Origin of the sequence: Micromonospora sp. WMMD1082 (assembly GCF_029626175.1) — a bacterium.
Lineage (GTDB): Bacteria > Actinomycetota > Actinomycetes > Mycobacteriales > Micromonosporaceae > Micromonospora.
Window position 1 is genome coordinate 895085 of the sequence record NZ_JARUBM010000002.1, and the last position, 13320, is coordinate 908404.

Here is a 13320-nt window from a genome sequence, read left to right on the forward strand (position 1 = left end):
ATCCCTTGGCGCTGGCGAGGCAGATGACTGCCATCGTCAACTCCCCGAGGTCAGGGTCAGCACCAAGCGGCCCTGTGCGGCCAGCCGGGCGACAACCGGTCCGTCACTTTCCCGGACCGCGACCGATACCGTGGCGGTGCCGTCGCGTGCCCCCGCGATCACGTGCACCACCGTGGCCCGGATCGTCGGCGCCGCAGCAGCCGGCTTGTCCTGGGTCGATTCCTCGGTGGACACCAACAACACACTCGCTCCTGGCCGCAGCGGCGCGGACGGCATCTGCCCCGCCTTCAGCGAGACGCCGACCACCTGCTCGCCGGGCGCGGGGAACGGTTTGTCGACCAGGGCATTGGCGTTCAGCAACGTGCCGGACAGCAACGCCACCGAGGCGTACTTGCCGATCACCTGATCGGTCCGGTCGCCCGGCACCCCGCCGATTCCCGGATCCGGGTTGAGGTGCACGGTCACCAGGTCGGCAGCGGTGATCTGGGCTCCCACAGGAACGTCCCTGCCGACCGCCAGATACGGCTGGGTTCTGCTGACGTAGCCGAACAGCGCCACCGCGCCGAGGGCACACACCGCCATGAGGGCGACCGCCACGCCCAGCCGCCCTCGGCGCACGCTGCGCTCGCGGACTACCCGCCGCTGCGGAATGGTCACGGCGGTGAGGCTTGCCACATCGTCCGTCGTCGTCACCCGGTCACCACCTGTAGCTCGTCGATCCGAATGGATGTGCTGGACTCGCGCGTCAGCGTCTCGGTGCCCGTCACACCGCCGCCGACGACCCACCAGTCGACGTGCCACGTCGTCGTCGCGACGACCGTGTACCGACCGTCAGGCTGGGTGCGGCTGGGTAGCGAGTAGCCGTCGTAACCGCACGTCGGCGATCGAGACGCTCCGTGCTTGGCCTTGTCGTACCGAATGCCCGGGTTGTCACAGGTGACCGCCTGCCCATTGCCCAGATCCCAGGTGATCTTCGTGGCCTGGCCGCGAGCGGTGACGGACATCCCGGGAACCGAGGCGGTGGCGGTGATCGGACCCCACGTCTGCGGCGTAACCTCATTCCACAGCCAGACCGGCAGGCCCACCAGCCCGGCGCCGGACTCGCTCGGGCTGATGCCGATCTGAGCGCCTCGCATCGGAAGTTCCTTGATGGCCCGAGCCGCCAGTTCCGCCGGGCTCAGGCTGCCCGGCGTGCCGGGCGGCGGATCTGCTCGCCACACCAATGCGCCGACGACGTCGCCGAAACAGCGCTGCCGGTACACCGCACCATCGCCAGGCTCGTGCCCGGCCCACGCCTCATCGCCGGCGGCCGGCTGGGGTGATTCGAGGATGTAGTAGCAACCGTCAGCAGGGTTCAGATATCCCCAACCGGCCTGCCAACACGGCACCACGATGCCACCGGAGGTGCACTCCTGCGTCCCGCCGCCTCCACCTTCACCAGGCGGCGTTCCGCCGCCGCCCTCGCCGGGCTTCTCGATCACGAGGTAGCAATCCCCGACCGGGGGACACACCCAGTAGTCCGCTCGGGCCGGCGCAACCTGAAACCCCAGGACCACGACGGCGACGGAGACGGACGCTGCGATGGCGTGCAGGATTCGAGCCCTCAGCATGTAGAACTCCGCTGGGCTGTCGACTCGTACACGTACCACTTGCCGTTGACCCGCTTGGCCTTCACGACCACCGGGTACCTCTTCGCCTGAGCCGTGGGCTGCGCCTTCCCACCGACGGCGTTCCAGTTCGTCGAGTCGAAGCAGTCCTGGATCACGGCCTCGCCCGCGTCGAGGCGCAGCTCGGTCACCGTCGGACTCCAGGACGGGCGACCTTCGTTGTGCACCCCGCTGCGCGACATGTTGAACAGGTTGTTCAGCAACTGCCCGAGCAGCGGCTCGCCAACGTACGTGGCCAGTTCCTTGGTGCGGTAGTCGGCCGTGGCCGATGCCTTGACGTACGCCTCCAGATAGCCGTTGTAGGCGGCAAGGACCGCCTGCCGCGCCTCTTCCTCAACAGCGTCGAGCGTCGGTGCCGCGGTCGCGGTCGAGCCGCCTGTCGACGTGGGCTCCGGCTCGGCGGCGGGCTCCGACGTACATCCCGCAAGCACGCACAGCGCCACGCCAAACGAGGCCACGAACACGCTCATCTTGGTTCGAGTCATCTGGATGCCTCCCTGCCTCCGAGGGCGCGTCGACACGGCCCAACTGGTGGGGATGATGTCCCCACTCCAGCTTCGTCGGCGGCAACGAGCGGCAGCAGGCAGGCAGCGTGCGTGCCACCAGGCGGCTCGAAACTGAGCACTGAACGATCGGGCATCCCCTGCCACCTCCCCCGCGCGTTAGGACGCACCCATTGGTCGTAGCGCATACGAACCGGGCTCCGCTACGCACCGTTAGGTACGCCGCTGCCGTGCGTTCCCCGACGTACGCACCGCCAGGTGCGCTCCCACGAGAGCGCTCACCAGTGTTCGCATCTCCCGCTTGTCGGCCGCATGCCGATCGGTGAGGCGCCCACGAGAGACCCCCCGTCGCCCGGTCGCACGCGAACATCCATCACTCTGAGTAAACGCCACGGTGACTATGTCCGGTTCAGCAACCGGCAAGGCAGCTCCCTCTTGTACCGTCCGCTCGCCACCGTCACACTGTGGCCACATGTTCCGATCAACGATGACGGCGAATACGACCGCCACTCACAGGAAGCCAGAGGGGAATGCCCGACGACCGCAGCGAACTACAGACCGTGATTGATTTCTTCGGCGTTCCGTTGGTCGTTGACGTTCTTCTCGCTGTTCGAGACGGCCGCCACCCCCGAGACTGTCCAGAGCTGTGCACGTACGGTGATGCGATCGATACGGCAATTTCTGCCCTGGCGACTACCGGCGCCGTGCGTGGGTCGACAGATCCAGACCTCGGCGGAAGTCCCTTGCTCACACTGACCAGCAAAGGTCGTGAGGTCTGCTCCTTGGTAGAGCGCGTGATCGATCTTGATGGGACCGAGCACAAGGCGGGCCATCCGGTTGAATGGGCACCTATCGGATAAGACCGATAAGGCTTTTTTTGGTAGGAATTTCCTGAGCTGGCGCGAATCCTTTTGCCTTTTTCCCTTGACAGCAAGGTCACTACCGCCTGCACACTGGTGCCTTACTGTCGGGTAGCCGACACCCGATGACGTGGGGTACGCGGTACGGGGGGCGGGGTGGAATTCGGAGATCTGCTGGAAATTCGGGATATTCTGCAGTATCAACATGTAATCGGAGCCGTGGTCTGCCTTGGCGAGCGTCCGATGCGGTACGGCGAGTTGGGTAGCGCGATCACCGAGTGGACGGGCAACCGTATAGGCGACGGCGAGATCACCCGCACGGTCCGCCGTCTCGTGGACAGTGGACTCGCGCGAGAGACCTTCGCGGAGGGCCATCGGCTGCTGACACTCACGCGGGCAGGACGGCGGCGGCTGGAGACAATCCGGAACCTGGGCCGCGCCTTGCACCAAAGTGACTCACATGTCCGAGACGAGGACGGTCGACCACGTCCGGTACCGGGATGAATCCGTTGGTGGTGCCGTTCGCCGTGGGGCTCGCGGTAGCTGCTGGCCCGGTGATGCGGGTGACAGCCATCCGCTACTCGATGCGCGACTGTCGGGCCCGAAGCGCGGCGTGTGAACGTTGTGAAAGTCCGGTTGCCGGCGCCGGGCCTTCGGGGCGAGACTTCGCACGGCTGTGGTCGGGGCAATGCCGCGGGTGCGGGGCGCGGGTAGGGCCTCCGCGGGCGTCGGTCGAGGTCGCGACCGGCCTGTTGCTGGCGGCCCTTGCGGCGGTGGTTGACGAACCGCTGGTCCTGCTGGGGTACGGCTGGATCGTGCTGGTAGGTGGCACGCTCGTGGTCGTCGACATCGCGGTGCACCGGCTACCGGACCGGTTGACCGCGCTGCTCGCGGCTGGTGCGCTGGTCGCCTTCGGGGCACAGGCAATCACCTCTGGCGAGCCACGTCGGTTGGTCGGAGCGCTCGCAGCCGGTGCCGGCGCCGCGACGTTCTATGCGCTGATGTCACTGCTGACCCGGGGCGGTCTCGGTCTCGGCGACGCCAAGCTCGCACTCGGGCTGGGAATCGGCGTCGGCTGGATAGGGTGGCCTGCGGTCGCGCTCGCCACCTTCCTTGCCTTGGTGCTCACGGGGCTCACCGCCGTAGCGCTGCTCGCGTCCGGGCGAGCCGGACGCAAGGACGCGATCCCGCACGGGCCGTTCATGGTGCTCGCCGCGATGGTGGTGGTCGTCGCGCTGCACTGGGGCACGCTCGGCCCCGGGTGACAGGCGGCCGTCAATTCCGGTGCCGCGCAGCAAAACTGTCCAGAGCCGCATATGGACGTCGCCGCGTCCGCGGTCTACCCGAACACCGATCGATCCTCCTACTCCTCACGAGCCACAACGACGGGTATGCCGATTGGGTGGGCCGGTCCCGCTCGCGGCGTCCCGGGCAGAGATGAGGTTGGTGCGACAACAACCGATTGGCCAGTTGTCGCCGGCCGGAGCGACTCCTACGGCTGCGGGATCGCCGGGCGGGGTGACTTCCCCCGTGGTCACCCCTGCCCGGCCGTTCCCTGATGGCAGCGAGTCGCGGTCTGGTCAACGTCCATGGGCGTTGCGCGTGGTAGTCGCCGGCGGAGCAGGATCTGCCGGTGCCCGGCTGGAATCGGCCGTCAGCGCGGGCCGCCGTGCGGCATGGCCGGCCCTCGCCAGAGCTGCCGGCCCTGAACGTTCCTGTATCGCCGAATCCTTCCGCCCAGATACCGAGTGAGCGGCTGTGCCCGGCTCTCCCTCGGCGGAGGCCCCTGCCTTGGATCGCACAATACGACGGTAGTGATCCCAGGTGCCGCCTCGGTCCGGGTGGCCTTCCGGGCAGTGCACCTCGGCGTCGTCGAGCCGTGCTAGGGCGAGGTCGAAGTCGCCGCGCCTCATCGCTTCGGTGGCAGCCGCGAATGCTTTCCGTCCGGCCTTGCGATTGATGTCGTGGATGCGTGCGTCGCCGAGGCGTTCGCCCTCCAGCACCTGGGGGTTGGCCTGTGCGTAGTCGGCCATCCACTTGCGCTCCTGCTCCGTCGCGCGCACTGTTTCGGCGGCACACCGCAGCCCGTCGCCTGGGTTCTGCTCGTCTACGGAGACGTACTGTTCGAGCGCGAGTACCAGTTGGCGCTGCCGTACCCGGGTTTGCCGGTCCGTGAGAGCGACGTCGTGGGGCGTCTGCTGCTGAGGTTCTTCGCGACGATCCGGAGTCTCGTGGCTCGGGGTCGGCGGGGACGGGATCTCGTTGGTGGCGTGGGTGAGCACGAATTCGCGGCCCGCGTGCCACTCCGCGAGGGAGAGCACACCGCATGCGCGTGCCTCGTCGAGGCAGTCCAGTGCGCTGGTCAGGTCGCCTGCGGCGTGTGCGGCCTCGGCCTGCTGAAATGCCTCTTCGCCGCGCCGCTGCCGGACCTGGTCCCACTGCGCCGGCGTGCGGTACGGAAGCCCGAGTACCTCGGGGTGGTTCGCGATGTGGGTCTTGATCCACTCCAGTTCCGTTGGGGTAGCGTCGACCATCTCGGCGATGTAGCGGTGCGCTGATCCGGTGCTCCGGTGGTATCCGGCGGCGTGCTCCTCGATCTTCAGCGCGATCTGGCGATAACGGATCTGCTGCTCCCGCTGATCGAGGTCATCGCTGCTTGCAGGTTCTGCCTGGTCGGGACCCGGCGTACCCACACTGCGCTCAGGCTCTGCGGTGTGGTCGGGATCGACGTGCGGCTCGTCGTCGTCCGGTATGCCGGCGGGCTGGGTTGCCTCCGGTTCCGCCTCAGCCCGAGCGGCGATGGCCTGAACACCGGCCGCGGATCGAACTGCGGCGTGGACTGCTTCGGTGGCGGCTTCCTGCAACGCGGCCTGGTCCTGCTTGTCGCCGAAGTAGGCCCACCGGAGGAGGTCGATGCGCTCCTCGAAGGCGTCCATGAAGGTGTTGGCGAGCATGTCGGCGAACGGGTGCGTGAAGTTGTCCAGGGAGTTGGCCAGCGCCCACATCTGCGTCCGGGGATCATTGGCCAGACCGGTCAGCACGTCGGAGAGCCAGGTGATGTCGTCTGCGCTCGCGCGTGTCCCGGGGCCGGCAGCCCAGGCATCGAGGTTGACCGGTGCCGTCACGGCGACGGTGGCAGCTGGCGGTGTACCCGCGGACTCTGCCGACGGTTCAGGTGTCTCGGTGAGTTGCTGCGCCCGGTCCGGCGGCGGCTCGGCACGGCGAGGTTCAGGTTCAGCGGGGGGTGGGGCGGCTTCTTTCGGCGGGTTGGTGGTGTCCTTGTGTGCCCCGGGCCAGTCTGCGGGCTGGTCGATCGGGGTGAGTAGGCACCGGCCGAGTTCGGTCTGCCGGTGGCCGTCCGTGGTGTCGTGGCCCTTGATCTTGCCGTTGACGTGGACGTATGTGCCGTCACGGAAGGCGTTGAGGTTGGGTGCCCGCCACGTCCACAGGTTTCCGGACGCGTCGGCGAGGTAGAGCGTGGTGGCGGCGGACTGGCCGCCACCACGTCGGTGTCGGTTGTAGCTGCGAGCGGCGAGGACACGGGCGTCGAAGCTGACCTTGTCGCCCTTCTGGCCCTGCCAGGTGGACGTTGCCGTGGTGTGGCGGATGGTTTGGTCTTGCAGGTGCCGCTGGTAGCTGGAGACGGCGGAGACCAGGGTGGCGAAGTGGCGTGGGCCGACGGTGTCTTCCGTGGCGGCGAGTCGGAGTTGGTAGGCGTAGTCGCTGACGTCAGCGTTGGGCAGCGCGATGGCGTACTCGCGTGCCGCCGCGGCGTAGGCGCGGGTGTCGTCGGTGATCGCGGCCTCTAGTTCCTGCCGCAGCCCGGTGGCGTCGTACCCGTCGCCGTTGATGGCGGTGTCGACGATGGCGGCGGTTGGGACGAGTTTGCCGTCGCTGGCGTCGGCGTCCCGGCGGGATACCCAGCCGTAGGTCTGGATGGCGGCGGTGGTGAGGGTGAGGACCTGCATCGTGTCGTTGCCGTCGGGGTGTCCGGGACGGCCGGTGCGGATGATGGTCGGGTCGACGTGCTTCGGCGCCGTTGTGGTCTCGGCGGGGGCAGTCGGCGTCGTTGACGGCTGGGACTTGCTCGCGTCGGCGATCTGCGCGTTCACCTCCTCCAACCGAAGGAGGGCGGTGCGCAGCGCGTCGGCGTGTTTGAAGGGCGCGTCCAGACCGCTTGTGATCCGGTCGAGGTCCTGTTCCTTGGCCGCGAGGTCGCGTTGCAGTTGCCCGACGATGGCGTCGAGTCCACGTAGCCGGTTTTCTAACCGGTTGACCAGGTCCGCGTTGTCCAGCTCGGCGGGCGAGAGTGCGAACTCGGCTCGGGGCAGGTCGGGCAGGCTGACGTACAGCAGGCGCCGGTTCTGGGCCTCGATCCACCGATGCTCGGCGACGACCTGGAATCCACCGATGGTGGCGACCTCCTGCTCGCCGCGCGGGGGCGGGGCGGTGAGCGCCTTGAGCGCGTCGCGTAGGAGGAGGTTGCCCTGCTTGCGCTCTCCGGTGCTCTGGCCGAGCACGGTGATGCGGAACTTGTCTCCGCTCGTGTCGATGCGACGGGCGCGAGCTGCGGTGGCTTCCTCGATCTCGGTCCGCAGGATGGAGATGTCCTGTTCACGTTCGCGCCGGACCCAGGCCATCCGATCGCGTTCCCGGTGGTGCGAGCGCTCCATGCGCTCCAATTTGGTCACTTCTGCTTGCAGTGCGGCCTGGTCGAGCAGCAGGGGGTTGCCGGTCGCCAGCGCTTTCACTTCGTTGTATGACAGCGCTGCGTCGCCGATGTCCTCGATTTCGCGGACGTCGAGCCGGCCGCGCATGAGTTGCGCGATGAACTCGGCCTTTCTCGCCACCGTCTGCCACATGAACCCATCGAAGGAGCCTTCGGTGACGTATCGGATGATCTCGACTTCAGCGTTCTGGTTGCCCTGTCGGAGGATCCTGCCTTCTCTTTGTTGGAGGTCCGCTGGCCGCCACGGGCAGTCCAGGTGGTGCAGGGCGACCGCGCGCTGCTGCACGTTCGTGCCGACACCCATTTTCTCGGTGCTGCCGATCAGGACGCTGATGCGTCCGTCGCGGGCGGCGGCGAACAGGGCCGCTTTCTCCGCGTCGTTGCCGGCCTCATGCATGAACCGGATCTGCCCCCGGGGCACGCCACGAGCAACGAGCTGCTCTCGCAGCTCGTCATAGGCGTTCCAGCCGGCCGCCGGTACGCCGAGGTCGCTGAAGACGATCTGAAGCGCACCGGGACGCGGGTGGGGTTGGCCGTCGCTGTCGCTGAAGATGTCGTCGCGGTGTTCGGCGTAGACGCGGGCGATGGTCTCCGCCGCGGCGGCCAGTTTGCTCGGCGCTTCCGGGTCTATGCCGCGGATGGCGAGCAGCGCGGACTGGACTTCCTCGCTGAATGGCCCGGACCACAGCAGTCCAGGCAAAGCGATGATCGGTCCTGGCCATGCCGTCGCCGCCGCCCGTTGCCTGTCGTCGCCGGCGACTACTCCTGGTGGAGGCTGCTCGCTCCAGAGGCTGGCGAGTTCGCCCGCGAGCCGCTGGCGGATCGCCGGGTCCGCGAGGCGGTCGTAGGTGTCCATCAGCTCGGCGAGCCGGTCCGCAGTTACGGGATCACCGGCGTCTGCCTCTCGATACGCGAACGCGAGGGCCTGCTGGAGGGTGTGTGGCAGGTGGCCGCTCCAGACCACGCGGCCGGTACCGTCCTCGACGCTGTCGGGCCAGCGGACGCTCCTGCCGACCTGTGCGAACGGTGGCTCGGTCGCCCAGTGGTCGATCAGGTGCTCGGCCACCCGCTGCCGGACATCGGGGTCACCGAGCCCGTCGTAGTTGGCCAGCGTGTCAAAGATCTGGCTGCTCGACAGCGGGCCGGCGCTCCAATCGTGGCTGTCGGAGAGGTGCAGCAGGGCCTGTTCCGTGGCGTGGTCAAACTGCCCCGACCACAGCGTCTCGCCCTCGTCGTGCCACACCTCGCCGGGCCATGCGGCAGTAGTGGGGTCCAAAGGGTTGGGCCGTTGCCGGGACCACACGGCGGCGAGGTTCGCAGCCACGGCGGCGGCTGGCTCGTCATCGAGAACCTCGAAGCGGCGCAGGACGTCGGCGATCTCATCTGCCGTAGGTGGCACCAACCTCAGGTCCATCGCGGCGGAGCGGCCGTTGTGGGTGATCTTCAGCAGGTTGTCGTCGGTGGGGTCGACGTCGCCGCGCCGGACCTTGTCGGCCCGGTCGACCAGGGCGGTGAGGTAGTCGCTCAGCCCGTCGCTGGCGGGTATGACGACCGTGCGGGGCAGCCGCTGGCCGTCCTCTCGCTGCTTGAGCGCTGGTACGGGCAGGGCTAGGTCTTCGGCCGTCTTGACGTCTGCGACCTGATGCAGCAACCGCAGCAGCTCGGGCACGTTGTAGAACTTGGCGAAGCGGCTGTTCATGCGTAGGCCGCCGCCTTCGGGGACGACTTCGATCCCCTCGACCGTCTCGCCGAATGTCGCCGCCCAGGCGTCGAACTCGTCGATGTTCAGGGAACGCATGAGGTGCGGGGCGAGGTACATGAGCATGGTGTGGACCTCGCCGAGCGAATTCGCCACGGGGGTCGCGGTCGCGATGGTGCCCACCCGGTCGTTGGTCTCGCGCAGCCACCGCAGCTTCATGTCCAAGTCGGTGGACCGGTTGGATCCGGGGATGCCCATGCCCGGGATCCGGCTCGGCCGCTCCAGGTTCTTGAACAGATGGCCTTCATCGACGAACAAGTAGTCGACGCCCATCATCTCGAACGTCAGGCCGGGGTCCTTCTTCGTGTTGAGCTTCTTCTTGATCCGTTCCTCGGCCCGGCCGATGGCCCCTTCGAGTTGCTTGACAAGCCGCTTCTGGCGAGCGCCCTTAGCCAGCTCAAGTCGCCGCTCCAGCTTCTCGATCTTCGACTTCAGGTACGTGCGCTGGTACTCCGGCGACATGGCCACCTGCTCGAACGCCCTGTGAGTCATGATGACGGCGTCCCACGCCCCGGTCGTCACCCTGGCCTGGAACAGCCTGCGACGGTCCGCGGTCAGGTCCGCGCTGCTGGCGGAAAGCAGCCGCGCCTGGGGGTAGAGCTGGAGGAATTCCCTGCTGAACTGCTCCAGCATGTGATTCGGAACGATGATCATCGGCTTGCGCACCAGACCGAGGCGACGCAACTCCATCGCCCCCATGACCATCTCCGCTGTCTTTCCGGCACCGACTTCGTGCCAGAGTCCGACCGACGGCTCGTTGACGATCCGAGCCACGGCGCTGTACTGGTGCGGGTGTGGTTTGAAGGTGAGAGCCAGGCCCGGCAGGGTCAGCTTTGCCCCGTCGTAGGAGCGCAGGACGAGCGAGTTGAATCGCTCGTTGTAGATGGCGAGGTGGGCGTTGGCGCGCTGCGGCTCTCCCCACAGCCAGTCGCTGAACCGTTCGTTGATTTCGGTCGCTTTGGTTTGGGCCGCGAGTGTGGCGTCGGCGTTCAACCGGCGCTTTTCCGTGACGGGATCGACGTCATAGACGCGCACGGGCCGCTGCTTCAGCAGGTCCTCGGCGATGTCGACTGCGGATCTCCGCTCGGTGCCCCACGTGCTTGTGGCGAGGGTCGTGGCGCGCCGCTTCGAGGTGACCGTCCAGTCGGCTCCGCCGACGCCGTGTTCGACGGCGAGGGTGGGGTCGTCCAGGAGTTCCTGCAGGAACTGCTGCACCGTCTCGCCGCTGACCCAACTCGCGCCCATCCGGACGCGAATCTCCTCCGGCGTGAGGTCGGCGGGCTTCACAGCGGTCAGGGCCTCGACGTTGGGCGCGTACCGCTCGTCCTGCTCGGCTGCGGCGCGGGCCTGGTCCAGTTTGATCCGCACGTTGCCGGACAGGTACTCCGCTGCCGGGATGAGCCGGTCGGTGCCGGGCTCGTCGAAGACCAGGGTGCCCAGTTGCTGACGCGCGTCCTCCTGGTCTAGGCCGAGCAGCCACGCCACCTGCTCCAGCGTGATCTGGCCGTACACGTCCTGGCAGATGGCGAGGGCGTCTTCGGGCGTCTCCGCGCCGAGCTTCGGTGCGCGAGGAGCGATCGCCCGGGTGGTGAAGATGTCGGACTTGTAGGCGACCTGCGATGCCTCGTCGAAGCGCTCCAGGGCGTAGACGAGGTTGGAGAAAGGATCGGCACGGAATCCGCCCTGCGCGGGGGCGACCCGCCGCAGGATCGGTTCGCCGGTTTCCTCGTCGACCTTGCCCGTCTCGTAGGTGTTGTAGCGGTTGATCGGCCCGAACCGGGAAACGTAGCTGTCGTAGCGGCGGCCGAGCTGGGCACGAAGATGGCCGATTTCCTCGGTGTCGTCTAGCGTCGCTGCCTCCGCCTCCAGCAGCCGCATGGCGAGGTCGCGCAGTCGCAGCAGCTCTCGCAGTTCGTCGCCTTGCGTCTTCGGCGGCGCAAACGGCTCGGCCTGGCCGTTGATCACCCGGGTGAACGTGCCGTCCTTGCGCAGCGCCAGGTAGCCATCGGGCTGCTGCTCCGCCGCGGCGACGAACGCGATCGGCTGCGACTGCGTGGCCTGCCGGGCGGGGCTGTAGGTCAGCGCCTGGGCTTGCGCCTCCGCCACGATCTCCTGCAATGCAGCGCGCAGGGCCGGGGCGCAGTCGCGGTCACCGACGACGGCCAGTTCGTCCCCGCTGTAAAGGCCGCCGGTGCCGAGCCGGCCGAGCACCCGCCCCGGGCGGTCGAGGAAGTAGGCGTTGACGCGCACCTCATCCTCGCCCAAGGTGACCCGCCGGGTGGTTTCCCACTCCCGGGTGGCGGTGGCGGAACGGCCCTCCTCACGACGGCGCAGGATCAGTACGTCCATGACGGCATCGGTGCCAGCAGCTCTCGCCATGGCCTTTGAGGGCAACCGAACGGCACCGACCAGGTCCGCAAGTTGGGAGATCTCCCGGCGGGCCGCAGGGTTCGCCCGGTCCATGCTGAAATGCGAGGTGAGCACCGCCATGAGCCCGCCCGGCCGCAGCAGGTGAAGGCTTTTGACCATGAAGTGGTCGTGAATACTATGGCCGCCAGGGTTGTGCTGGCGGTCCGTCAACGCGACCTTGCCAAAGGGAACGTTTCCGATGACGAGATCGAAGGCACCCGTGGGAAGGCGGGTGTCAGCGAAGCTCTCGTTGAGGATCCGGGCGTCCGGGTAGAGGGCCGCAGAGATGGCTGCGGTGACCGGGTCCAGTTCGACACCGACCATCTGCGCATGCTCCGGCGCAAAGGCGATGAAGTTGCCGCTGCCGGATCCCGGTTCGAGTACGTCGACGCCGGTGAAGCCGAGCTGCTGCACGGCGTCCCACACGACTTTGACGACGGAGGCGTCGGTGTAGTGCGCGTTGAGCGTCGTCCGTCGCGCGGCACGCCACTCGGTCTCGTCGAGCAATTCGGCAAGCTGCTCCCGCGCCCACACGTAGGTGCTGTCGTCGCGGTCCGGGTCGAAGACGGCGGGGACGGCACCCCATCCGGACCAGCGGGCGAGTACCTGTTGCTCGTCGACGGTGGCGGGCCGCTGGTCGGCTTGCAGCGTGCGCAGCACCCGCAGCGCGGCGATGTTCGCCTTGATTCGGGCGGCCTGGCCGGAGGGGGCAAGGTCCGCCTGCTCCGTGGGCCGGAACCTCGGTCCGCTCGGTGCCGCCTCGGTGTCGTGCGACTCGAAGCCGGAGGAGCGGGCGGAAGGAACGGGATCGTTCTCCGGCTCGATTGGGGGTACGGGCGGCGCGGGGTGTGGCAGGTCCGCCAGTTCGCCAAGCAGGTCGGTGGCCGCGGTCGGGGTGTTCGTCGGCCGCTGGGCGGGTTGGGCGATGTCTGGTGCGGCGGAGTCGGGTGAAGCCGTCGCCACCGGGGGCGGTAGCGCAGCCCCCGGTAGCGGTGCGGCAGGTTCTAGCGGGTCGGGCTCAGGTCGGTTGCCGGGTCGGGCAGCATCTCCCGCAGGACCTGGCCCTCGGCGCTCAGCCTGGCGTTGTTGAGCCGGCCGACCTTGCTCAGGTACGTCTCCTGCTCCGGGTCCGGGCCTGCCAGCGTCCTGCTCAGGTCCTCGATCTGCTGGGCGATTTGCTCCCCCAGTTCCGTGAAGAACTCGTCCGGGTCCTCGATCTGCCGATACCGATTCGGCAGGTGGCTCCTCCAGTGACTCATTGCTTGCGCTGCGTACTGGTTCACTCGTCTCCACCTCCAACTCGTCGAAGTCGTCCGGCTCCGACGCACGCGCCCAGAGGTAGTCGTCGAACGACAGCTGCCCGGCTATCTCCTTGCGCTTCCTTGCCATGGAA

The 13320-nt window shown here is 67.8% G+C and carries 7 protein-coding genes; 1 reads left to right on the forward strand and 6 read right to left on the reverse strand.

What is annotated here, in order from left to right:
* Window positions 1-36: 36 nt before the first annotated feature.
* The 4 genes from O7615_RS04345 to O7615_RS04360 form a co-directional block, all read right to left on the reverse strand.
* On the reverse strand, window positions 37-558 hold the full coding sequence (locus O7615_RS04345) for an SAF domain-containing protein (protein WP_278175955.1): 522 nt from the start codon (window positions 556-558) through the stop codon (window positions 37-39).
* Window positions 559-689: 131 nt separating this feature from the next.
* On the reverse strand, window positions 690-1610 hold the full coding sequence (locus tag O7615_RS04350) for a hypothetical protein (RefSeq protein WP_278175957.1): 921 nt from the start codon (window positions 1608-1610) through the stop codon (window positions 690-692).
* Entirely contained in the window at window positions 1604-2152 is a 549-nt protein-coding gene (locus O7615_RS04355) for a hypothetical protein (protein ID WP_155247130.1), read from the reverse strand. Before O7615_RS04355 ends, O7615_RS04350 begins: the two co-directional genes overlap by 7 nt.
* Window positions 2153-2721: 569 nt before the next feature.
* Complete coding sequence (locus O7615_RS04360) at window positions 2722-3405, reverse strand: hypothetical protein (protein WP_278175958.1); 684 nt, start codon at window positions 3403-3405, stop codon at window positions 2722-2724.
* Window positions 3406-3530: 125 nt separating this feature from the next.
* On the opposite strand from O7615_RS04360, the gene O7615_RS04365 reads away from it, so the two are divergent.
* Window positions 3531-4295, forward strand: a complete 765-nt coding sequence (locus tag O7615_RS04365) for a prepilin peptidase (RefSeq protein ID WP_278175959.1) — start codon at window positions 3531-3533, stop codon at window positions 4293-4295.
* Between the two features lie 315 nt (window positions 4296-4610).
* Here the strand turns inward: O7615_RS04365 and O7615_RS04370 are convergent, their stop codons facing one another.
* Both O7615_RS04370 and O7615_RS04375 read right to left on the reverse strand, forming a co-directional pair.
* Window positions 4611-12890, reverse strand: a complete 8280-nt coding sequence (locus O7615_RS04370; RefSeq protein ID WP_278175960.1) for an SNF2-related protein — start codon at window positions 12888-12890, stop codon at window positions 4611-4613.
* Window positions 12891-12931: 41 nt separating this feature from the next.
* Complete coding sequence (locus O7615_RS04375) at window positions 12932-13186, reverse strand: hypothetical protein (protein ID WP_204037491.1); 255 nt, start codon at window positions 13184-13186, stop codon at window positions 12932-12934.
* Between the last annotated feature and the right edge of the window lie 134 nt (window positions 13187-13320).

Coding starts and splice junctions, on each gene's coding strand:
- O7615_RS04350 (WP_278175957.1), bottom strand. CDS start 1,610: ATGCTGAGGGCTCGAATCCTGCACGCCATCGCAGCGTCCGTCTCCGTC.
- O7615_RS04355 (WP_155247130.1), bottom strand. CDS start 2,152: ATGACTCGAACCAAGATGAGCGTGTTCGTGGCCTCGTTTGGCGTGGCG.
- O7615_RS04360 (WP_278175958.1), bottom strand. CDS start 3,405: ATGGCCCTCCGCGAAGGTCTCTCGCGCGAGTCCACTGTCCACGAGACG.
- O7615_RS04365 (WP_278175959.1), top strand. CDS start 3,531: ATGAATCCGTTGGTGGTGCCGTTCGCCGTGGGGCTCGCGGTAGCTGCT.
- O7615_RS04375 (WP_204037491.1), bottom strand. CDS start 13,186: ATGAGTCACTGGAGGAGCCACCTGCCGAATCGGTATCGGCAGATCGAG.